This window comes from Butyrivibrio sp. INlla21 (genome assembly GCF_900116875.1).
GTDB lineage: Bacteria > Bacillota > Clostridia > Lachnospirales > Lachnospiraceae > Butyrivibrio.
Window position 1 is genome coordinate 182,021 of sequence record NZ_FPCC01000003.1, and the last position, 24,076, is coordinate 206,096.

At 42.1% G+C, this 24,076-nt stretch carries 20 protein-coding genes; 2 read left to right on the forward strand and 18 right to left on the reverse strand.

Annotated elements, in window-relative coordinates:
* Nucleotides 1-136: 136 nt before the first annotated feature.
* The 9 genes from BM377_RS02385 to BM377_RS02425 form a co-directional block, all read right to left on the reverse strand.
* A complete protein-coding gene (locus BM377_RS02385; protein WP_092243131.1) occupies nt 137-1,783 on the reverse strand; it encodes a SulP family inorganic anion transporter in 1,647 nt (548 codons plus the stop codon).
* Nucleotides 1,784-1,872: 89 nt separating this feature from the next.
* Nucleotides 1,873-3,663, reverse strand: coding sequence for a peptide ABC transporter substrate-binding protein (locus tag BM377_RS02390; protein WP_092243133.1), 1,791 nt, complete (start codon nt 3,661-3,663; stop codon nt 1,873-1,875).
* A 42-nt stretch (nt 3,664-3,705) separates the two neighbouring features.
* A complete protein-coding gene (locus BM377_RS02395) occupies nt 3,706-4,695 on the reverse strand; it encodes an ABC transporter ATP-binding protein (RefSeq protein WP_092243134.1) in 990 nt (329 codons plus the stop codon).
* The gene (locus tag BM377_RS02400; protein WP_092243137.1) at nt 4,692-5,681 is read right to left on the reverse strand and encodes an ABC transporter ATP-binding protein; all 990 of its coding nucleotides are present in this window, start codon (nt 5,679-5,681) and stop codon (nt 4,692-4,694) included. Before BM377_RS02400 ends, BM377_RS02395 begins: the two co-directional genes overlap by 4 nt.
* A gap of 39 nt (nt 5,682-5,720) precedes the next feature.
* On the reverse strand, nt 5,721-6,779 hold the full coding sequence (locus BM377_RS02405) for an ABC transporter permease (protein ID WP_092243140.1): 1,059 nt from the start codon (nt 6,777-6,779) through the stop codon (nt 5,721-5,723).
* A gap of 17 nt (nt 6,780-6,796) precedes the next feature.
* Nucleotides 6,797-7,726 carry an ABC transporter permease gene (locus BM377_RS02410; RefSeq protein ID WP_092243146.1) on the reverse strand — a complete coding sequence of 310 codons (930 nt, stop codon included), beginning with the start codon at nt 7,724-7,726 and terminating at the stop codon, nt 6,797-6,799.
* A 387-nt stretch (nt 7,727-8,113) separates the two neighbouring features.
* Nucleotides 8,114-8,884, reverse strand: coding sequence for a flagellin (locus tag BM377_RS02415; protein ID WP_092243150.1), 771 nt, complete (start codon nt 8,882-8,884; stop codon nt 8,114-8,116).
* A gap of 433 nt (nt 8,885-9,317) precedes the next feature.
* Complete coding sequence (locus BM377_RS16265; RefSeq protein WP_177223772.1) at nt 9,318-10,355, reverse strand: hypothetical protein; 1,038 nt, start codon at nt 10,353-10,355, stop codon at nt 9,318-9,320.
* 260 nt (nt 10,356-10,615) lie between these two features.
* Nucleotides 10,616-12,193, reverse strand: coding sequence for a helicase HerA-like domain-containing protein (locus tag BM377_RS02425; RefSeq protein WP_092243152.1), 1,578 nt, complete (start codon nt 12,191-12,193; stop codon nt 10,616-10,618).
* Nucleotides 12,194-12,385: 192 nt separating this feature from the next.
* Here BM377_RS02425 and BM377_RS02430 point away from each other — a divergent pair, with 192 nt between their 5' ends.
* Both BM377_RS02430 and BM377_RS02435 read left to right on the forward strand, forming a co-directional pair.
* A complete protein-coding gene (locus tag BM377_RS02430; RefSeq protein WP_092243276.1) occupies nt 12,386-13,654 on the forward strand; it encodes a Y-family DNA polymerase in 1,269 nt (422 codons plus the stop codon).
* A gap of 83 nt (nt 13,655-13,737) precedes the next feature.
* The gene (locus BM377_RS02435) at nt 13,738-14,070 is read left to right on the forward strand and encodes a YolD-like family protein (protein ID WP_092243155.1); all 333 of its coding nucleotides are present in this window, start codon (nt 13,738-13,740) and stop codon (nt 14,068-14,070) included.
* 15 nt (nt 14,071-14,085) lie between these two features.
* Here BM377_RS02435 and carB read toward each other — a convergent pair whose 3' ends face one another.
* From carB to BM377_RS02480, 9 genes are all read right to left on the reverse strand, one after another.
* Nucleotides 14,086-17,334, reverse strand: coding sequence for a carbamoyl-phosphate synthase large subunit (gene carB, locus BM377_RS02440; protein WP_092243158.1), 3,249 nt, complete (start codon nt 17,332-17,334; stop codon nt 14,086-14,088).
* A 139-nt stretch (nt 17,335-17,473) separates the two neighbouring features.
* The gene (locus tag BM377_RS02445; protein WP_092243161.1) at nt 17,474-19,033 is read right to left on the reverse strand and encodes a hypothetical protein; all 1,560 of its coding nucleotides are present in this window, start codon (nt 19,031-19,033) and stop codon (nt 17,474-17,476) included.
* 19 nt (nt 19,034-19,052) lie between these two features.
* Nucleotides 19,053-19,538: a low molecular weight protein-tyrosine-phosphatase gene (locus BM377_RS02450; protein ID WP_092243164.1), complete on the reverse strand. Its 486-nt coding sequence runs from the start codon at nt 19,536-19,538 to the stop codon at nt 19,053-19,055.
* Between the two features lie 40 nt (nt 19,539-19,578).
* Nucleotides 19,579-20,937 carry an ATP-binding protein gene (locus BM377_RS02455; protein ID WP_092243167.1) on the reverse strand — a complete coding sequence of 453 codons (1,359 nt, stop codon included), beginning with the start codon at nt 20,935-20,937 and terminating at the stop codon, nt 19,579-19,581.
* Nucleotides 20,938-21,245: 308 nt separating this feature from the next.
* A complete protein-coding gene (locus BM377_RS16675; protein WP_330392930.1) occupies nt 21,246-21,716 on the reverse strand; it encodes a hypothetical protein in 471 nt (156 codons plus the stop codon).
* 49 nt (nt 21,717-21,765) lie between these two features.
* Nucleotides 21,766-22,491, reverse strand: coding sequence for an ion transporter (locus BM377_RS02465; protein ID WP_092243170.1), 726 nt, complete (start codon nt 22,489-22,491; stop codon nt 21,766-21,768).
* Between the two features lie 382 nt (nt 22,492-22,873).
* The gene (locus BM377_RS02470; RefSeq protein ID WP_092243173.1) at nt 22,874-23,515 is read right to left on the reverse strand and encodes a helix-turn-helix domain-containing protein; all 642 of its coding nucleotides are present in this window, start codon (nt 23,513-23,515) and stop codon (nt 22,874-22,876) included.
* Nucleotides 23,516-23,606: 91 nt separating this feature from the next.
* A complete protein-coding gene (locus BM377_RS02475; RefSeq protein ID WP_092243176.1) occupies nt 23,607-23,789 on the reverse strand; it encodes a hypothetical protein in 183 nt (60 codons plus the stop codon).
* Nucleotides 23,790-23,840: 51 nt separating this feature from the next.
* Entirely contained in the window at nt 23,841-24,074 is a 234-nt protein-coding gene (locus tag BM377_RS02480; protein WP_092243179.1) for a purine biosynthesis protein PurH, read from the reverse strand.
* Nucleotides 24,075-24,076 lie beyond the last annotated feature (2 nt).

The window sequence follows — 24,076 nt, forward strand, 5'->3', positions numbered from 1 at the left end:
TACGTCCCCCTTATTTGTATGACTTGTACCTTAATTATACCACATCTTGTGTTTTAACAATATAATTCTTGATGCGAGGAGGCAAAAAAATTCCCCGAATGTCATCTACCGGCATTCGGGGATTAAAGCCATATTTTTACTGTATTTCTGCGGCTCTCTTAAGTGCTTCGTCGATGTGAGGGAGGAAATTCTCACTTCCAACAAGCTCTACAAAGCCGTCCTTCTTCATCGTGTTCATAGGCTGCTCATTTACATGTGAAAAGACAAGCTGAACACCGTTCTTTTTACATCTGTCATAGAGCTGCTCGAATGAATGCATTGCTGTTGCGTCGATCGCAGGTACACCACGCATGCGGATAACAAGAGCCTTGGTAAAGTCCTTAATGCTGATCTCGGCGATCTGCTCGGCATCACCAAAGAACATGGGTCCACTGATCTCATAAACACGAACGTGCTTCGGAATATCCTTAAGGTCCGTTCCGTCCGGATCATCCTCGGGATCGAAGTACTTCCAGCCTCTTACACGAGATTCTTCGCTCATTCTCTTCATGAAAAGGAGGCAAGCAAGAACCATACCGATTTCGATGGCAACAACAAGGTCAAATACCACCGTAAGTACAAATGTAAGAACAAGCACCAAAATATCGCTCTTGGGCGCTGTTTTTACAAGATGTACGAAGGTTCTCCACTGACACATATTATAAGCGACCATGAAAAGAATAGCCGCTATTGTAGGCATAGGAATAAGTGCTGCGTAAGGCATAAGCACCACAAGCACAAGAACAAGGCAGATTGAATGGATCATACCTGCGATAGGTGTTCTACCGCCATTCTTGATATTGGCTGCGGTACGTGCGATAGCTCCTGTTGCGGGGATTCCGCCAAAAAGAGCCGATCCGATGTTACCAGCGCCCTGCGCTACAAGCTCCATATTGGATCTGTGTTTCGAATCGATCATACTGTCTGCAACAACACAGGACAAAAGAGATTCGATAGCCGCAAGGATTGCAATTGTAAAGCCGTCTCCCGCTACGTCTTTTAACAATGGATAGCTTATTGCAGGTAATCTGAACGCAGGAAGCTGTCCCTTAATAACATAGAGGTCTCCAATCGTATTAACGTGAAGTCCGAGGAACTTTACCATAAAGATTCCGACTATAACAGCGATAAGAGATCCGGGGATCTTGCTGCTTATCTTAGGCCACACTATCTGAATAACAAGGCAAACAACACCTACGATGAGAGCCTGATAATTTAAAGTTCCGATATTCTTACCGATGGCTTCGATCTTATCCATTGTCTCAACCGTTGCTGTTCCCGCAGGATAAGTAAGTCCAAGGAAATCCTTTATCTGTCCTATAAGGATGGTTACTGCGATACCGGCTGTAAATCCTGTTGTGATCGTATAAGGAATAAACTTGATAAGTGATCCGAGTTTAAATACACCCATCAGTATCAGAAGGATTCCTGCAAATACAGTTGCAAGAGCAAGGCCTTCCATTCCTTTTGTGGCTACAATGCCCGCAACGATTGTTGCAAAGGCTGCTGTAGGACCGGCTATCTGTACTCTGCTTCCACCGAGGAAGGAAATAATAAAGCCGGCAACGATAGCCGTGTACAGACCTTCTTCAGGCCCAACACCTGATGCAAGCGCAAGTGCGATTGAAAGAGGAAGTGCGATTATCGCAACTATGATTCCGGATACAAGGTCCTGCGCGAATTGTTTACCGTTATAGCCTTTTAAAACGGTAAACAGCATTGGTTTAAGTTTTTCATTTTCCATAATATTCTCCCTGATAACATTCTCCGTAAAAACGCCGCCCCGGAACCTCCGGGGCGACGCCATGATGTCATACACAAGAAGTATAACTATTATTTATTGATTGTGCAATACATGAAATACTTAAAGCCGAGAGGAGTTGTGAAGAATCCGTCTACGCTGTCGTCGATCATGTAAAGATCTGTGTAGTAAAAGATAGGGCAAATTGTGCCTGTTGACATAAGGAGATCCTCAGCCTTGTGCATAAGAGCATATCTTGTCTTAGGATCTGTGCATGTCTTGATGTCGCTGATAACAACGTCATAAGTCTCAGCCCATGTTCCGTTCTCAACCTTTGTCTCATATCCAAGGTCTGTAAGGTCAATGCTGTAAGCCTTAACTGTCTCATTGTCGCCCTTACCGAGCTGAACATCGTTGTTTCCGGAAACGGTTGTCCACATATCAAGGAAAGAAATAGGATCGTTGTAATCTCCGAGCCATCCGTTACGTGCTACAGAGAAGTCACCGTTCTTTCTTGTCTCAAGGAATGTAGCCCACTCCTGATTCTCAAGGCTCATGTTGATGCCCATCTGAGCGAAGTTAGACTGGATAGCCTCAGCGATTGCCTTATGTCCCTCGTTTGTGTTGTAGAGGTATACAAGTGAAGGCATATCTGTGAACTTTCCTGAAGCCTCATCAAATGTGTAGTACTTCTTGAGTACTTCTTTAGCTTCTTCCCAAGTCTTTTCATATGCTTCTTTAGATACATCAAAGTATCCTGTATAGTCGTTATTACCTGCATTCTTATAGAATTCAGTTCCGTCAGCGTCCGTAAGACCCATAGCTACGAATGAAGAAGCGGGAACCTGTCCGCCCTGTGATACATCTTCAACAATGTAGTTTCTGTCTACAAGAAGGTTAACGGCGTTTCTGATCTCAGCCTCTGCAAGAGCCTTCTCTGTGCCCTCAAGGTCACTGTTTGGAAGAAGGTCTTCATTTACATTCCAGCAAAGATAATATGTACCAACGTTACCTGTGATAACGAACTCATCAGGGTAATCCTTCTTAAGAGCAGGAATCTCGTTTGTAGGTACATCATCAATGAACTGCCAATCGCCGTTCTTGAAGTTAGCAAGGTCATTATTTACATCGTCAGAAAGATAGAAGTTGATAGCAGGCATTGTTACCTTAGCAGCATCAACATAGTCATCTCTCTTTCTAAGTGTAAGATAAGAGTTGTGCTCCCAGCTCTCAATTGTGTAAGCACCGTTGCAGATCATTGTCTTAGGCTCTGTTGCCCAAGCTTCGTTAGATACAACATCCTCACGTACAGGCTTGTATGTAGGGAATGCCATAAGCTCGTTCCAGTAAGGAACCTGATTCTTAAGTGTTACAACAAGAGTCTTGTCATCGGGAGCCTGAACATTAAGTGTCTCATCACCCTTGGCATCATCAGCCCACATAGCATCATATCCGTCGATTACATCAAACATGTAACCGTAATCTGCTGCTGTAGCAGGTGAAGCAGCACGGTTCCAAGCAAATACGAAATCGCCTGCTGTTACAGCCTTACCGTCAGACCATGTAAGACCATCCCTAAGTGTATAAGTATAAGTTACTGTTCCGTCAGGATTCTCTACACCCTCAGTAAACTCTGTGATGCAATCGGGAGCAAGTACGCTCTCACCGTTTGCGCCCTCTTCCCAAGTAGCAAGACCTGCGAAAAGGTGATTGATAACGATACCGCAATCTACAGCTGACTGAAGTGCAGGATCAAGTGTTGCCGGCTCGGATGCTAAACATACGTTGATTCCATCCTCTGCAGGGCCCTTTTTAGAGCCGCAGGCAACAAGGCTCAGTACCATTGTCATTGCAAGAAGTACTGAAAATAACTTCTTTTTCATAATTTTCCTCCTTATTATGAATTATGAGTTGGGTTTTATCATTCAGTTGGCGTCTTCCATATGATGACACGCAACAAAGTGACCTTTGCTAACCTCTTTAAACTCAGGCATGCACTCTGCACAATCAGCCTTTGCATAAGGGCATCTCGTACGGAAAGGACATCCCGAAGGAGCATTAAGAGGACTGGGTATATCACCGGATAATACGATACGCTGATTGGCTCTTGCGATCTTGGGATCCGGAACGGGTACTGCGGAAAGAAGTGATTTGCTGTAAGGATGAAGAGGATTATTGTAAATCTCATCAGCATCCGCAAGCTCTACCATCTTACCTAAGTACATAACTGCGATTCTGTCACTTATGTGACGTACAACCAAAAGGTCGTGTGCTATAAACAAATATGTAAGACCAAGCTTATCCTGAAGCTCATCAAACATATTGATAACCTGCGCCTGAATGGAAACGTCAAGAGCCGATACGGGCTCGTCACAAACTATAAATTCAGGATTAACGGCAAGAGATCTTGCGATACCGATACGCTGTCTCTGTCCGCCGGAAAATTCATGTGCATATCTGGAAGCATGCTCAGAGTTAAGTCCAACATATCCCATGAGTTCAAGGATACGCTCTCTGCGCTCTTCCTTAGTCTTGTAAAGCTTATGTATGTCAAGCGGCTCGCCGATAATATCGGAAACCGTCATTCTCGGATTAAGTGATGAATAAGGATCCTGGAAAACCATAGTGGCTTTTTTACGGAACTCTTTTATATCCTCTTTGGTCTTAATAAGTTTGCCGTCATACCAGATCTCACCGGATGTGGGCTTATAAAGATTAAGAATGGTACGTCCTACGGTTGTCTTACCGCAGCCTGATTCTCCTACAAGACCTAATGTCTCACCTTTTTTGATGGCAAAAGAGACATCGTCAACCGCCTTAAGAGGCTTGGTCTTGAAAAATCCTACGTTAATATCAAAGTATTCTTTTAAGTGTTTAATCTCAAGGAGATTTTTTTCGTTATTATTTGTACTCATGACCTATCACCGCCTTCCATCTGCTTTTTGACATTCATCCAACAGCCTGCGGCGTGGTCGTCATTAATCTGCATACGCTCTGCTCTCTCACGAAGACATATCTTCATGGCAGCATCGCATCTGGGTGCGAAAGGACATCCTTTCGGCATATTGAGAAGGTCGATAGGTGTTCCGCTGATAGGCTCAAGCTTCTTACCCTCTTTTCCCTCTGTAGGAATTGAACGAAGAAGGCCCTTCGTATATTCGTGACAAGGATTGTAGAAGATCTCATCCGCTGTTCCCTGCTCACAGATAGAACCTGCGTACATTACGATAACTTCATCGCACATCTGAGCAACAACGCCAAGATCGTGTGTGATCATGATGATAGCCATTCCGAGCTCTTCCTGAAGTGATTTCATAAGATCAAGGATCTGTGCCTGAATAGTAACGTCAAGCGCTGTTGTGGGCTCATCCGCGATAAGGATATCAGGTTCGCATGCAAGCGCCATAGCGATCATAACTCTCTGTCTCATACCACCTGAAAACTCGTGAGGATACTGATCCATACGCTTTTCGGGCTCGTTTACGTTAACGAGCCTCAGCATCTCGATCGCACGCTCTTTTGCCTGCTCTTTATTTCTTCCTGTATGGAGTAAAATTGCCTCCATAAGCTGATGACCGATTGTATATGTAGGGTTAAGACTGGTCATGGGATCCTGGAAAATAATCGAAATCTTATTTCCTCTTACGGTCTTCATGACTTTCTCGCCTGAATTAACAAGCTCCTGACCGTCAAGCTTTATAGAACCCGAAACGATCTTACCTGCTCCCGCAAGAATCTGCATGATCGAATAAGCCGTAACTGACTTACCGGAGCCTGACTCTCCTACTATTCCAAGGACTTTGCCTCTGTCTAAATTAAAAGATATTCCGTTAACTGCCTTGACCTCTCCCGCATCCGTAAAGAAAGAGGTGTGCAGATCTCTGACTTCCAATAAACTCATATTTAAATCTCCATCTGTTTTCTCTTATAAAAATGTCTATCAAGTATCAAGCTTAGGATCAAACGCATCGCGTAGTCCGTCGCCGAAAAGGTTAAGAGACAAAACGATGAGTGAAATAACAAGTGCAGGGATCACCAATCTTGAAGGATATGATGAAACACCGTTGAGCGCGTCACATGCAAGAGATCCGAGCGAAGGCATCGGTGCGTTAACACCAAGTCCAAGGAATGAGAGGTAACTCTCTGTGAATATTGCACTTGGAATCTGAAGCGCTGTTGAAATAATGATTACCGAAAAGCAGTTAGGAATAAGATGTTTAAGAATGATCCACTTTCCTTTTGCTCCGGCTGCCTGAGAAGCAAGTACATACTCCTGTTCACGAAGTGAAAGGATCTGTCCTCTGATAAGTCTTGCCATTGATACCCAGTAAAGAACACCAAATACTATAAACAAACTGATGATGTTCGAACCGATCTTGGCAAGTACCGTTCCGTCAAGCGCTCCCTCCATTACGACCTTAAGGACGGATGAAAGAAGGATAACCATAAGCATATCCGGAAGTGAATATATGATATCGACTATTCTCATTATGATAAGATCGACTCTTCCTCCCGCATAACCTGCGATGGAACCGATCGTCATACCAATAATAAGAACGATTATGCTGGCAAAAAAGCCAACTGCGAGTGAAATACGTGTTCCGTAAACAACACGAATGAAATAATCTCTGCCCTGAGAATCTGTTCCGAAGATATGAGGAACAACCTTCTCTCCGGCAGCTCTTAAAGTCTGCTCTGTCGTGCTGTACTCAAAAGGACTGAGATTATTAAAAGAATTGTCTGTAGCCTTACCGGCCTGCATCCCAAGCATCTGCTCATATGAATAAGGCCAGAACATCGGCACGAAAATAGCTGCCAATGTGATAAATACTATTATAAAGAAACAAGTTGTAGCAACCTTGTTCTTGAGAAGTCTCTTTACGCTGTCTTTAAAAAATGTAGATGAAGGACGCATCTGCACCATATACTCTTTTTCAGAGTCTGTGGCAGGAATAAAGTCGTCCATATTAACCTGTGCACTGAAAATTTTCTTGTCCATTTATATTACTCTCCCAATTATTCTAAAGTGATACGAGGATCCACAACCTTATACATGATGTCACCGATAAGGTTCATGATTACGATGAGGGCTGCAAGTATGATAGTTGTGCCCATTACAAGCGGATAGTCACGTCCCGTGATGCTGTTAACGAACGCTCTTCCGATTCCGGGAACCGCGAAGATCTGTTCAACAACGAGGGAACCTGTAACAATACCGGCAAGCATCGGTCCAAAGTATGTGATAACCGGGATAAGTGAATTTTTAAGCGCATGTCCGAAAATAATCTTTGTTCCGGATACGCCTTTTGCCTTTGCTGTTCTGATATAATCCTGTCCCAATACTTCAAGCATTGAAGATCTGGTAAGTCTTGTGATATATGCCATCGGATAAAGCGAAAGCGTTACAACGGGAAGGAAAAGTCCGTTTCTTGCCGCTCCGTTAGCCGGGAAAATCTTAAGAGAAATTGCAAATATTATAAGAAGGAACGATCCCATGATAAATGAAGGCATTGATACGAATGCTGTTGTCATTACCATAATGATCCTGTCAACGAGTTTGTTTCTGCGAAGCGCTGCAAAAGATCCGAGAACAACTCCGAAGATAAGAGCGATGAGCGCTGCAATGATACCGAGCTTGGCGGAAGTCTTCATTCCGTCAAGGATGATACCGTTTACATTACGTCCTCTCTGCTTTAATGAAGGACCGAAGTCAAAGTGCAGACATACGTCCTTAAGATAAGTAAGATACTGTGTTCCTAAAGGTTTGTCCAAACCGTACTTAGCTTCCATAGCTGCCATAACCTGTTTGGTTACAGCCTTTTCCCCTGTGAATGGGCCTCCCGGTACTGCATGCATAACGAAAAAGGTAACTGTGATAACTACCCATATAGTAACGATTGCAAGCAATACTCTCTTTACAATGTACATTAATGTCTTAGTATTCATAGTCTCTCCAACCTGTAAAAATTTATGTTATCGGGTATAAGTATATTATACACCGAAATAATGGAATGTTAGAGCTTTCATTTTTCGAGCAAAGCGTTACCACTTTATCACATTAAATCGAGCAAAAAAAGTACAATGACATACTTGCCCGTACGTCATTGTACCGAAACATCCATATTAAGCACACGTATAAATCTTATCTTAAATACGTGCAAGCACAGACTATAATAATCAAACGATTAACCCATGTCAAGCGATACATTAAAATCACTCAAAGTGATTAAAATAAATCAAGAATCCTTGACAAAAAAACACCTGTGCGCGAGCGAAAGACTTTTTTAGCAAAAAAGAGCTGCCAAAATAATTTGGCAGCTCCTTGTATCGTTATCAACCGAACATCATTAACGATTGTCTCTCTTTATCCTCCTGCTGTTTCTTCTGAAGATTAACCTGATATGCATCAAGAGCCTGTTTGGTCTTAAGTGCGCTTATAGCATCAGATACGTTCTGCTCTTCCTTGTTCATCTGATAGCCGTTAAGCTCCATAGCGGCATGGCTGTTATATGTAAGCGCATGCTCCACTCTGTTCGTTGTAGCTCCCGCATCGCTTCTTTCACTTGAAAGCTTCTCGATCGCTTTATCGATCCTGCTCATATCGAAGTCACCGCTCGTTACGTCGTAATCTTCGATTCCAAGCGCCTTAAGTGAAACGTTCTTGGAAGAGATAACCTCCTCGGAGCCGTTGTTATCGGATGCAACTCTCATATCGGGAGTTGTTCCGTCAAGAAGTTTCTTTTCATTATAAGTAGTGGCACCTGCTATATCGTCAATGCCCTTCTTATACTGATCGATCTGATCCTGGATCGAGCGTCTGTCACTGTCCGATAAAGTTCCGTTTGAAGCCTTTACCGAAAGCTCTTTTATCGACTGAAGATACTCTGTAACCTCTTGCATCGCTCCGTCTTCTACGTTAAGAGCAGACTTTGCGGAAGTCAGGTTCTCACCGCCGGCTTCAAGACCTGTTGTCTGGGCCTTGGTCTTTTCCTGAATCGCAAGCTCGGACGCTCCCTGAGCAGCCTTGGTGTACGTACCTCCGTTTGAAATAACCGAATATGGTGAATATGAAGAATATCCGGATACTGAAGAAATGCCTGTCATATCGGCCTCCTTATCAAAAAAAACATAACTCTATTCTTATAGTAGTAAGTGGTTTTGTAAAAAACTATATTTAAATTATAAAATTACATCGAAACTGAAATGAAATTACATTGCGCACAAATAAATTTGAAAATTTTTTTGAAAAAAATAAAATATTTCACTTTTTGAACACATTTATGGTTTATAGTATTTATAAAGTTAGTGATGTAATCATGCTCTATTCTATAGAGTAATCACTATCTCCCCCTCATAAGAAAATCGCAGGCACTCACGTCCCCCCGTGGGTGTTTTTGCGTTATTGGATTATTTTTATATCATTATTAAATATGCACCGTTTTGTACGTCGAAAGCACAAGAAAAGTCCACAGCAATTGCTGCGGACTTTTTTAATTCTGAAATATAAGGCGTTTGCCATAGATTTTCACTCTACATCTCAGTCCTTGTACTTTTGGTACATCTCGGTAAGCTCCTGTACCTCCTCCGGTGAGAGATTCTCTGCGGCGTACTTCATAAGTCCCGCCTCGTCACCATCATTTACATATTGCATTACTTCGGTAACCGTCTCGGTATCCATATGCTCTTCAACTATTTCGGTAACTTTCTGCTTGTCTTCTTCACTCATCTTGGAAGTGATCTCCCCGATCTTTTCTCCTGCACCGGGGATCTTCTCTGCATTTTCAATCACTGTCTCTACCGCTTTTTCAGCGACTGCCTTCTTAGCCTTTTGCTTGATCGCCGGAACTGCGACTTTTACAAAAACAAGTCCCACTATCAATAATACCGCAATTACAATAATTGCCTTAACTGCACCGTTTTTCATATCCTTACCACCGTGAATATCATCAAAATCGTCTTCAAAATCTTCTACGCGATCGCGACGCCTGCGTCTGCCACGCTCATCACGCCTGTCATCATCGCGGCGCCTGTCACGTTCTTTTCTTCTATCATATCTCTCATCGTCATATCTGTCATCATAGCGGTCGTCACGATAATAATCATCCTCGTAATCATCTTCATAACGCTCGCCTCGGTCGTCATAACGGTCATCGCGCTCGTCGTAACGGTCATCTCTGCGATCATAGTCGTCATCATAACGATCATCATAGCGCTCATCTTCGTAGCGTCTGTCCCCTTCGTAGCGATCGTCATAGCGCTCATCTTCGTAGCGTCTGTCATCTTCGTAGCGATCGTCATAGCGACCACCATCGGCATCCTCATATCGATAATCATCATAGCGATCGTCGGAATCCTCGTATCTATAATCTCTGTCATCGTAGCGATCTCCATTATCAAAGTGATCATCATAGCGGTCGTCGCCATCATTTCTTTCTTCATTTCCATAATAATCTATATGATCATCATAACGATCGTCGTATTCATCTCTATAGCGCTCGTATCCCCGCTCACGCCTATCATCCCGCGAATAGTACTCGCGGTCTGCGTAGTTGTTATTACGTATATCTTTTGACATTTTTTCTCTCTCCTATTTTTATTTTTTGAATTGGTTATAATTCTTTTATAATTTTGTCACAGTTTGGCAACAGTTACATTGTAATATAAATTACATCAGAAGGACAGACCTTCTGAACCCCCAACAATACTTTTTTTCATACACGGGCTGTCAGGTCCCCCAACCGGACAGCCCCTCCTCCCAAAAAATATGGACCTGCTTATAATAAGCAGGTCCTTTGTATTGCATAAATATCTTTTGATAAGAATAAACATCGGCTATCAGGTCTTGAAGATTGTTGAAAGTATTCCTCTTCCGAGACTTGCTCCGAGATTTCCTCCGAGTGTCTTTCCGAATTTTCCGAACTTTCCGCCAAGTCCTTTTCCTACTTCTCTTCCTACAGTACCAACAACTGCATTACCGACAGTCTTGATTCTCTGTTTCTGTTTTCTCTTTTCGGCTGCCTCTTCTTTCTCTTTTGCCTTAGCAGCGGCAGCTTCCTCTTTTTCTTTTTCCTTGCGTGCGAGCTCTTCGGCCTTGAGTCTCTCGGCTTCCTTGGCGTCCTCTATACCTTTTCTCTGCAGGAACTCATAAGCAGAATCGGGATCGTGAGGCTCGAAGTACTTGCTGTAAAGTACGCTGCCCTTGATCTCTTTATCCCTGACAGAATCATCGATTCCGCCCATAAGGCTCTGAGGAGGTAAGATCTTAACTCTCTCGCACATTGTGGGTGTTCCGTGCTCATCAAGGAATGAGCAGATAGCCTCACCTGTGGAAAGCTCCTGAATAACGTCAGCAGTCTTGAATGCGGGATTCTCACGGAAAGAATCAGCTGCAGCCTTAACTGCCTTCATATCTGAAGGTGTGTAAGCTCGAAGTGCATGCTGGATCTTATTTCCGAGCTGTGCAAGAACGCCGTCGGGAATATCCCTGGGGTTCTGAGTTACAAAGTAAATTCCGACGCCCTTAGATCTGATGAGCTTAATTACCTGCTCTATCTTGTCCATCAGGATCTTGGGAGCATCCGCAAAAAGAAGGTGTGCTTCATCGAAGAAGAATACCATCTTGGGCTTGTCGAGGTCGCCGACTTCGGGAAGTGTCTCGAAGAGCTCGGACATCATCCAAAGAAGGAATGTCGAATAAAGAGTTCCGTTGTTGATAAGGCTTGTACTGTCGAGGATATTGATCATACCCTTGCCACCTTCGCCTGTTGTGAACCAGTCTTTGATGTTGAGCGCGGGCTCGAAGAAGAACTTATCTCCGCCTGCGATCTCAAGAGAAACAACCGCACGCACGATGGCTGCGACCGAAACCTTGCTGATATTACCGTATTCAGCGGCAAACTCTTTATTATTATCGGAAATGTATGTAAGCATTGCCTTGAGATCCTTGGTATCTACCAAAAGAAGCTCGTTGTCATCGGCAATCTTAAAAGCGATTGAAAGTATGTCTCTCTGAAGGTCGTTAAGTCCCAGTATTCTTGACAAAAGAACAGGTCCCATCTCGGAGATCGTTGTTCTGAGCGGAATACCCTTTTCTCCGAATACATCCCAGAATGTTGAAGGATACTTCTGATAATCAAAGCCTGCTTCTTCAAGACCGAATCTCTGAATACGTTTCTGCATATCCTCGGAATCCACGCCTTCCTGTACCATTCCGGCAAGGTCACCCTTGACGTCCGCAAGGAATACGGGAACTCCCATATCACTGAAAGACTCAGCAAGAACCTTAAGAGTTATTGTCTTACCTGTTCCTGTTGCACCTGCAATGAGTCCGTGTCTGTTAGCCATCTTGGGCAAAAGAAATACATTCTCGCCGCTTTCGTTGTTAGCAACCCATATTTTTCCGTCTTTTAACATACCTTCCTCCTCTAAAAGCATATTTTATATTCATACATATGTAGAAAATACGCGAATTGCATGTATGAACAGAAGAATTTCTCAGATATACCGATTATAGCACAATATATATTTAATTGTGTTACAAATAAGGCGGTGTCTTTCCGGAAACTTAAGTTTGACTAGCAGAACATACGTTTGTATAATATAGCTATGGCAGCTGAAAGAGAAAGAACATATATCTGCATAGATCTTAAGTCCTTCTACGCCTCCGTTGAGTGCGTTGAGAGGAAACTTGACGTTATGACCACACGTCTTGTCGTAGCCGATCCCGAGCGCAGCGACAAGACTATTTGTCTTGCGGTCTCTCCCGCGATGAAGGCACTGGGAGTTCCCAACAGATGCCGCGTCTTTGAGATCCCAAAGCACATAGATTACATCATGGCGGTTCCGAGGATGCAGAAATACCTCGATTATTCCGCACAAGTTTATTCCATATATCTTAAGTACATTTCCAAGGACGATATACACGTTTACTCCGTCGATGAGGCTTTTATGGACGTCACGGAATACCTCAATCTCTATCATATGACAGCCAGGGAGCTCGGACAGACCATAATCGGCGACATATACGATTCGCTGGGGCTTCGCGCAACCTGCGGAATCGGAAGCAATCTCTTTTTAACCAAGGTCGCCCTTGATATCACAGCCAAGCACGCCAAGGATTTTATCGGAGAACTTGATGAAAAGAGCTATCGAGAGACTCTATGGGATCACAGACCGCTTACCGACTTTTGGCGTATCGGTCCCGGAATTGCGCGTAAACTAGAGACTTACGGCATGCTGACAATGAGAGATATCGCAAACGGCGATGAGAATCTTATCTATAAGCTTCTCGGCGTAAATGCAGAGCTTCTTATAGACCACGCCTGGGGACGCGAACCCACTACCATCAAGGATATCAAGGCGTATTCGTCTGCGGCGCACTCTCTTTCTCAGGGACAGGTCCTTATGAGCGATTATACCTTCGATATGGGACTAGTGATTGCAAAAGAAATGATGGATATCCTCTGCCTCGATATGGTCGACAAAGGGCTTGTCAGTAAATCTTTTTCCCTGATGGTCGGATATGCCAAGGGCTGCCCGTTACCTGCCGCCAAGGGCACTTTTTCTTTTGACACGGAAACAAATGCTTCGTTTTTGCTTATTCCCGGAATTGCAGACCTTTACAGCAAGATCGTCAATCCGCAGTACAAGGTTCGCCGCATGTACGTTGTAGCCAACAACGTAATCCCCGAGGAATATACGCAGTACTCGTTTTTCATGCCCGCGCAGGATCTTGAGAAGGACCGCAAGATGCAAAAGGCTGTCCTTGAGATTAAGAACAAATTCGGAAAAAATGCGATCCTAAAGGGACTGAACTTCGAAGACGGCGCCACAACACGCGACCGCAACAACCAGATCGGAGGGCATAAAGCGTAGCGGGGACCGGACCTAGGAGACGGGGCCACTTCCGCACCCACACCCCGCGCAGCCCATCGCCACTCTGAATACGAGGTATACATATGGCCAGACAGAAAATGCCAATAGAAAAAAGAGCCGCTCAGTTCCTTCCGTTTCAGGCGGTTAAGGGACTTGACGAAGCTCTCCTTGCAAAAGAAAAAATAGTTGTACCAAAAATCGAGCTCTCCGAAGAAATGTACGAAGAGCTCGATAAGAAAATGCATAATATCAAAAAGGGTCGGATCATAACCTGTGTCTATTTCCACAAAGGCGAATACCTCAAGGTCACAGGAATGGTTGCGAGGTTCGACGATGTCGCCCGCATACTTCAAATAGTAAACACCAAGATCCCTTTTGATGATATATTGGATGCCTCATACGATGAGGAGCTGTAAGAACAATTTAGGTTTTTACAGCTGACCGTGATAATCCTGAAGAGAATTGATGTTGCCGCAACCTTTGGTCTTAACTTCATGAATTCCCTCTGCTGCAGCCTTAGCAGCGGCTACGGTTGTGATATAAGGGATTCTTGCTTTTATAGCTGCGCGGCGAACATAGCCGTCATCGTGCTCGGTATCTTTACCGATAGGAGTATTGATAATGAGCTGAACCTCATCATTCTTGATAAGATCCTCGATGTTGGGTCTTCCGCCTTCATAATTCTTCATTACTTTTCCGACTTCAATTCCCGCTTCCTTAATAAGATCATAGGTCTTACCTGTTGCGTAGATCTTAAATCCGTCTTCCGCAAAGCTCTTTGCAAGTGCTGAAGCATTGGGCTTATCCTCATTGTTGAGTGATATAAGAACCGCACCTTCTGTAGGAAGTGCCGCATTTGCTGCTTCCTGAGCCTTAAAGAATGCTTCGCCGGGAGTCTTGGCAAGTCCAAGTACCTCTCCTGTTGAACGCATCTCGGGTCCGAGAACAGGGTCAACCTCAGGGAACATATTGAACGGGAACACTGCCTCTTTTACGCCGTAGTATGCAGGCTCTGTATTCTTCTTGGCTGCAATAAGGTCTTCCACAGGAGACTTTCTTCCTGTAAGACTTGCAGTGATGATATCTGTAGCAACGGGAACCATCTTGATTCCGCATACTTTCGAAACAAGCGGTACTGTTCTCGATGCACGGGGGTTGGCCTCAAGAACGTATACAGTATCGTCTTCTATCGCATACTGCATGTTCATAAGTCCGACAACGTTCATCTCTACCGCGATCTTCTTGGTATATTCCTCGATAGTTCTGAGATTCTTCTCGGAAATGTGCTTGGAAGGAATGATACAAGCAGAGTCTCCTGAGTGGATACCTGCAAGCTCGATATGCTCCATAACCGCAGGAACAAATGCTTCCTTTCCGTCACTTATTGCATCTGCCTCGCACTCAAGTGCGTTGTGAAGGAATCTGTCGATAAGGATAGGTCTGTCGGGAGTTACGCCAACAGCAGCCTTCATGTATCCTTCCATGCTCTCTTCGTCGCGAACGATCTCCATTCCGCGACCACCGAGAACGAATGAAGGACGAACCATTACGGGATATCCGATCTTGGCCGCGATCTCTTTTGCCCCTTCAACATCAGAAGCCATGCCTGATTCTGCCATAGGGATTCCGAGCTTATCCATCATCATTCTGAACTGATCTCTGTCTTCGGCAAGATCGATCACTTCAGGTGTTGTTCCGAGTATATTTACGCCCTCTTCCTTAAGCTTAGCCGCAAGGTTAAGAGGTGTCTGTCCGCCAAACTGAGCGATTACGCCGAGAGGCTTTTCTTTTCTGTAGATCTGAAGCACATCCTCAAGTGTAAGGGGCTCAAAGTAGAGCTTATCTGAGGTGTCATAGTCTGTTGAAACCGTCTCGGGGTTACAGTTTACAATGATAGTCTCAAAACCGAGCTTCTTAAGAGCCATCGCAGCGTGTACGCAGCAATAGTCAAATTCGATACCCTGACCGATTCTGTTGGGGCCGCCGCCAAGGATCATGATCTTGTTGCTGCCGGCAGTATCGGGTGTTTCATTGGCACCTGCATTGTCTTCATTCTGATATGTTGAGTAGTAATATGCGCTTCCGTTTGTTCCGTATACGTGAACGCCATCCCAGCTCTCTGTAAGACCTGCTTTTTCACGTCCCTCTCTGATGTCATCCTCTGTAACGCCGAGAACCTTTGCAAGGTACTTATCCGCAAAGCCATCTTCCTTGGCTGTTATAAGATCGGATGCAGCGGGAACTGTTCCTTTATACTTGTTTACAAGCTCAACTTCCTCATCCACAAGCTCTTTTATTTGGTTAAGGAAATAGTGCTTAACCTTGGTTATATCGTAGAGTTCGTCTACTGTAACACCCTTCTTCATTGCTTCGTACATAAGGAAGTAGCGCTCTGAAGATGCGTCTTTTAACAGGCGAAGGAGCTCTTTTTTGTCCATCTTTTCAAACTTCTCGATGGCGCCGAGACCGTAGCGGTCTTTCTCAAGGGATCTGATAGCCTTCTGGAATGCCTCCTTGAAGTTCTTACCGATACTCATAACTTCGCCGACAGCGCGCATCTGAGTACCGAGCTTATCTTCTACGCCGTGGAATTTCTCAAAGGCCCAACGAGCGAACTTAACTACTACGTAGTCTCCGTTGGGAACATATTTATCAAGGGTTCCGAATTTGGAATCGGGGAGCTCCGCAAGTGTAAGTCCTGTAGCGAGTTTAGCCGATACCAAAGCGATCGGGAAGCCTGTTGCCTTACTTGCAAGGGCTGAAGAACGGGATGTTCTGGGATTGATCTCAATTACGATAATACGTCCGGAAACGGGATCATGAGCGAACTGTACGTTGGTTCCGCCGATAACGCCGATGTGCTCAACGATCTTGTAAGCCTGACGCTGGAGTTCTTTCTGAAGGTCCTCATCGATTGTGAGCATGGGAGCCGTACAGAATGAATCACCTGTGTGAACGCCGACAGGATCAACGTTCTCGATAAAGCAAACAGTGATCATGTTGTTGTCTTTATCACGAACTACTTCAAGCTCAAGTTCTTCCCATCCGAGGATTGATTCCTCAACAAGAACCTGATGGATGATGGATGCCTGAAGTCCTCTTGCACAGACGGTCTGAAGCTCTTCTTTGTTGTAAACGAGTCCGCCGCCGGCGCCGCCCATTGTATATGCAGGACGAAGAACTACGGGATAGCCAAGCTCATCTGCTTCAGCAAGTGCCTCTTCTATGCTGTAGCATGCCTTGGAACGAGCCATCTCAATGCCAAGCATATCCATGGTCTTTTTGAACTCGGTTCTGTCCTCCCCACGCTCAATAGCGTCAACCTGAACACCTATAACTTTTACATTGTATTTATCGAGAATACCTGCCTGATATAGCTCAGAACAAAGATTAAGACCAGATTGTCCACCAAGATTAGGTAGAAGAGCGTCCGGTCTTTCTTTTTCAATAACTGCTGCAACACGATCCACATTAAGTGGCTCGATGTATGTCTTATCTGCCATTTCCGGGTCTGTCATAATAGTCGCCGGATTTGAATTTACCAATACGATTTCATATCCAAGACTACGAAGCGCCTTACACGCCTGCGTTCCTGAATAGTCAAATTCACACGCTTGCCCGATAACAATAGGTCCTGAACCGATTATCAGCACTTTGTGTATGTCTGTTCTCTGTCCCATGGAACTCCTCCCTTGTGTCTTTTTAATAATCATCCTTATCATTCTATTATCAGAAGGACATTTACACAAGGGATTTTTTGTCCAAATTGAAATTTAAAAAATATTGCGATTTTACAACTTTTGTTCCATGTCAATAGAATTATTTCAGATATTCCTCTACTAATTCATCAGCTTCATTCGTTGTGATCTCTTCGGGATGTTTTTTTATTCGTGTAATGCATTTTCCGTTATAAACCACATATATAAAAGATTCCCCGGGTGCTATCAGGTTTGAAGGTGAGTTTGCATCGGAATATTCATAAATATAACAATATACAGATCCGGAATACTTATCTAAATCGACCTTATAGGATTTATCAATGTTGCTCTCTTTTGCCCAATCAAATTTATTGGAAATAAACTTATAAGTATCTCCATCCTTGGTGAAAGTAACATCACGCGGAGGAAATACCAATTCAGCCCAGTTATCTCCTTCTGTCACTTCTACTCTTACGGTGTATGTATCGCCTTCTCTTTTTCCGGAAACGACTTTATAGGAACCTGTTATGGATTTCGCTTCCATTTCAAAATTTTCTTTTATATAGCTTACAGTTTCTTCTATTTCTTTGATTTCTTTTTCACTGCTAAATTCTTCTTTAAGAAAAACTCTGTTTTCTATATTTTCTTTTTTTATTACATTAAAATCTTCGTTTATGGCTTCAAGCTCTTTTTCAGTTAATATAGCAGTGTTTCTCTCCCATCCGATCTCTTTTGCCCTGTCATCAAGAAGCTTTTCAAGTTCCTCTTCCGTACACAGATTCATTCCGTCTTGTTTTAAAACTTTCACAAAAGAGCTGTCCGGATCATTTTCTTTTTTATAATCCTTGTCATAATCTCTAAAAAATCGGGAGTAAGTCTTAGCATTATCGTCTTCCCCTAAATTATATGATATAAGCTGACTGTCATTCCATAAAGAAGCATCCTTATTGGGATATTGCATTAACATTTGCTCAGCCCAATCAAGATAATAAATTCCGCTGTAGTAAAAAATGTAATTGACGTCTTTATCTAAAAAACCATATTTAAAATAGCAGGAAGAACCGGTATATTTCCCTGAAGAATGAATATATCCGTCATCACTTATATCAGAGTTCTCTCCGTACTTACCATAGCGCAAGTAAAGCTTACCATCGCGCTCTTTAATTACCAATGAATAGTAATCGGGATCTGTTTCTTGAAGCTTAAAAGTAACAAGAAGCTCCTTTTCACCGTCATTTCCGCAATCTATATATCGATGATCATCTAAGAATACTTCTTCGCCGTCATTGGAAAAAGCTCCACTGAGTCTCTCCGTCAAAGTCTTAAGATTGATACTTTCGCCGGGATCAAATTTAAAATCATCATCAACTATCCCGGCATAATCATTATACTTATGCTCCAGCTCAATGGTTACCTGCTCCTCATTATTTAAAAAAGCTGTATATAAGCCGGATTTATCATCGGCTTCCCTTGTATACCTTTGTTCTGGCTTATTAGATGATATAGCGGTAGTTGCTGCCACATTTGATCCTTCACTTAATCCTTCATTTGATGTCTCAATTGATGCTTCCTTTTGGGAAACTTCATTACTTAAATCTTGCGATCTTTCAGTTTCTTTCGTGCATGCGCACGTAGAAAGCGCTGCCATGATAATCAGTGCAATTACTTTCTTTCCTTTCATAAAGCGTATTCTCCTATTATTATTTTTTTATCTGTGAAAAGAGTCCCCGGCACCCTTCAGATACGTCCCTCCAAGTCGCATCGAAGTTCCCTGTGTACCAAGGATCTGCTACATCACCGTCTCTATCGGTAAAATCTAGCATCTTGTATATCTTTCCGTCAGGATCTCCGCCGTATATACGGTTCATGTCGCGTATATTCGCAGAATCCATTCCTATGATATAGTCGAAGTTCTCGTAATCTCTTTTGTTTGTAAGTCTTGCTCTCTTCTCCGCTACGCCAAGCTCATTGTCATCTGTTCCGATCCCATGCTCGCGAAGTTTCGCTCTCGCCGGCGGATACACGGGGCTTCCCATTCCGTTCCATATCTCATCTGTATGCGTCGCTGCGGATTCAATGTGAAACTCATCCGCAACTCCCGCTTTACAGACTATATCTTTCATAACAAACTCCGCCATTGTTGAGCGGCAGATATTGCCGTGGCAGACGAAAAGTATATTTATCATAATTAGTTTTCTCCAGTTTCTCTTTCAACAGCCAATTAGATCATAAACAAAATGTCATATACGCCGGTATGCACACTATATTATCTTTTATAACCAAGTTTCTTGGGTGGATAATATAGCTTTCCCCGATTCTTGTTTTGTATTTTTCCATGAATCTATTTAACGAAGTTGTAGTGTATTTTTTCCCTGACTTAACTTCAATCGGATACATTTTATATTTTAGCTTGCTGTTATTGGAAATAATGAAATCAATTTCTATATCATTACGATGCTTCTCAGTTGAGTAATGAGTGTAGAAATACAATTTGTATCCATTCGCTACAAGCATCTGTGCTATTACGTTCTCATATAACATTCCCTCATTAACAGAAAGCTTATCATTAAGTATCTGCGAATATACCTCACTCTCCAGCAGTTCATTCTCATCAAAAGCATGGCTGAGCAAGAGTCCGGTATCTCCCAGATAGCATTTCACATATGTACGTTCTTCATTTATGGAAAGTCCGACGTTGGGATCATTACACAAAAAACACTCGTTTGAGATCATAGAATCAGACAACCAAAAGAACGTATCACTGTATTGATCCGCATAACTTCCTTCTTGTATATCTTTAAACACGACACGTTTCTCATGTTGTGACAACAAACCGGGAATCTGATCAAAAATCGCCAAAACTTTACTACGGTATTGAGCCTTGATCTTCATAATGTCATTACGATACAATTTCAAGATATCTCGCTTCTCAGCATCCGCTAAGCTAAAGTTCTTCTCATTCTCAATGAAAAGAATAACCGGTTTTGGCATACCTCCTACTAGCATATACTGCTTAAAAAGCATCATTGCTTTGTTATGCATCCCTCTTTCCAAAGCTTCTCTCTTTTCAAAGCAGTTCTTTATATAACCTATTAGTTGTTCTTCTCCGAGTGCCCAGGCGAATTCCTCAAAATCAAGCGGATACATCGTGATACTCCTCTCCTCTGAAGGAATTACGATGTCCTTTACATTTTCCTTGATTGATATCAACGATCCGGTTTCTATATAATCGTATCTGCCATCAGCAACCAGATACTTTATTGCGGCTCTGGCCTGTGGAAACATCTGCACCTCATCAAAAATCAATACAGACTTTCTCGGAACAAGATTAACGCCATAATATGTGCTAAGCAGCATGAATAAATCATCCAGCTTATTAAGGTATTGATTAAAGTATTCTTCTACAACCTTATCTTTTTTCGCAAAATCTATAAGGATATATGATTCATATTCCTGCTTGGCAAATTCCTCTACAATTGTGGATTTACCAATACGTCTGGCGCCCTCCACCATTATCGCTTTTGTTCCCTGACATTCATTTTTCCAATTCAGTAATTTGCTATAGATTTTTCTTTTTAAAATCATGATAATCTCCTTGGTATCGACAATTGGACTTTTCATCATGCAATTATGATTATGCGCACTTTTCGTGTTTGCTCACCTTTTGATTATACGCATATTATACCGCTATTTTTGACTATGCGCAATATAATTTGCCTTTACATTTTGATTATGCGCGCCTTTTCGCTTTTTGAATCGACATTTTTATGCAATCCTAATTCTTTTTTCCACTATTTGCCACTTTAATTGCTACTAAACCAAAGAAAAAACACCCTGCATCACGCAGAGTGCTCTCATCTTTCATCAGATAGTTTATCTTCAAAAGAAGTAAATCAGACGCCTTCAGCGTCACCATTTTTATCCTCTGTTTCATTGTCCCTTAATGGATTCTTTTCATCTACAATTTTAGCTACTGCAGGATCATCTTCTCTCTTAAAATTAATAATCATTTCAATCAAGAAAACAATACCATTAAAAACAGCAACGCAAATCCATGCCATTCCCAACAACATGTATTTCATCATGTAGAATAAAGCAATAGCTATCCATTTCGTAGGAAGCGCTATAAAATAATACAATATTGCGCCAATTATGTTAGATGTACCTTTTATAGCACTCTTAGCTGAAAAAGTTGTCTTATGATAAATCTTATTTTTTAATGCTCTTGATGGATTCTTAATCCACCCCATTCCTTTCTTACCATAGAATGGGTTTGTAAGTCTTTTGAGCTTGCGTTTGTATTTCCCGGTTGTCCTAGCCTTAAACGATTTTTTTATAGATGGAGTACGAAGACCAATTTTCATTGATTTTACCTCCTTAATAACTTGCAATTTCTAATAAAGCTATTTGTACTCATCCTCTTTTAATCTTTTTTTGCTCTTCCAATTCATCTTGATATCCAGCTATAATTATTCCCGCAGGAAGCGCAACGATAGCTATTCCCAGAACGGCAGATATCATGGTTATAAACTTACCAATTGAACTTGTTGCATATACATCACCATATCCCACAGTAGTTAATGATATTGTGGCCCAGTATATAGCATCGTACATGGTAGGAAATGTTTCAGGTTCAGCATTAAAAATAACCAGCGCCGAGATCAGAACATACGCTACAGCAAAACCGCAAACTACAATTAGACTATCTTTTTGCTTCCTAAACACATTTACTATCATAGTAATGTTCTTAGAATATCTGAACGCCTTAAATATTCTAAAAACCTTAAAAGTCCTCATCAGTCTGAATATTTTAAGTAAGCGAAAACCCTTCTTAAGCACAGTTATAGATGGCAAAATTGATAACAAATCTATGATAGCCATTAATGTAAATGGGTATAGCAAGAACGAAATAGCTCCCCGTTTTAGTTTTAAATCAGCCGTAAGTAGCCTTAAAAAATAATCCACTATAAAGACAAACACAGTAACTTTGTCAATGAAATAAAATAAAGTCGTGTCTTCATGCGACCACAGCGGTATTATACTGATAATTATTGTCGCCATCATAAAGAAGTCATATACTCGACTAAGTTTGTCATTCTCTTCTCCGACTTCAATTATCTGAAATAAACGTTCTCGCATGCCATTGTCCCCTATACATTATTTCTACATTAACTCCTGTTCTATCTCTTTATTGGAAATCTCCATAAAAAGTGATCAAGCTAGGTATAATTGTCAAAAATCAGTCATAATAATTATATTATAATGTTTATAAACATACGTTATTGCGATATTTATAATTCTTCTATAAAACCTTTCTAATCTTCATTGTTTTTATCGTTTTTCTATATTAAGATACTAATACAAAAGTAATGTAAAACAAGACAGGGGTTGGTCGAAAGACCCGGGTCCAACGATAAGGTGTGGGTGTCCCACACCATTTTTATTTCCTATATAAAAAAAGCAGCACTATGGCTGCTTTTTTCATATTCAACTACATACTTTTACTCGATATATAATCCCTTTACCTCATGTTCTGTGTAATCACTACTATTCCCACTACTCCAATCACAGCCTCAATAACTGCTATAATCGCAAGGACTATTGCAGCAACGATTATAAACTTCGTCACCTTAACAGTTTTTGAATTCTGTCCGATTGACTTAAATCTTCCGCCGGCGAAAAGCACAACAACAAAGGAAAAAGCAAACATTACATACAATAACAATGCATCGGGAGATACAAAACCAACTAAGAATAACGGCCATTCAAGAGTTGGCAACTTATCGTGTAAGAGAAATAATCTTATTATATTTATCAATATAAGACAAAACGATATGATCATTGTCCCAACGCCCATCATCTTAAACCACTTAAGCATGTTGTTCTTTTCCATTGTCGAGTAATCGGCCATCTTTTCAGCCACTTCTTTTACTTCACTGTTCATGTTCTCGTCCTTTCTTTCTCCGTCAATAATCTCGCGGACATCCACGTCATACATCTCTGCGATATCGACAAGCATGGAAATATCGGGCATATATGCGCCTGTCTCCCATCTCGATATAGTACGACCGGATACACCAAGTTTCTCTGCAACTTGTTCCTGTGTAAATCCATTAGTCTTACGCAATTCCCTCAACAAGTTTCCTGTTTTCTTCTGGTCCATTTTTCCCCTTTCCTTTACGAGATTATAAAAACTGCCGGTTCAAGAACACGACACAAACAGCGAATTTAAGCACCTGACAAAAATGTCCGGTTTATTGAATCGGCCATTCTGAACCGACATCCAAGCCATTCTCCAAAAGCCAATCATCTTCTGCTGATACGAACTTTTCATTTCCGGCATCATCCACAAGAGTTACAGATACCTTTGGTTTTTGTCCGGGCTGCAATTCTTCACAGCCATAATCCCCATCAAAAATCTGCTTTATCTTCCACATTTCTATTAAAAAAACATCCCTTCAAAATAATCAAATCACCATCAACAATTGTTACCTCTTATATCCGCAATCAGCCTTCATCGGTCCATCCACTCCGGATTCATAATGTGCTCTGAACTCCATATTGATATCACGGATTTCCTTAACGCCATCTATATATGGCTGATACATTTCTATAAGCCCGGCGCTGCAGCCATCACAGCTTCCATCAATATTGCCGATTGATTCCGCCACTATGCGTTCTCTTTCTTCTCTTGTAGTATCTTTGATCAAAATAGATTTCATAT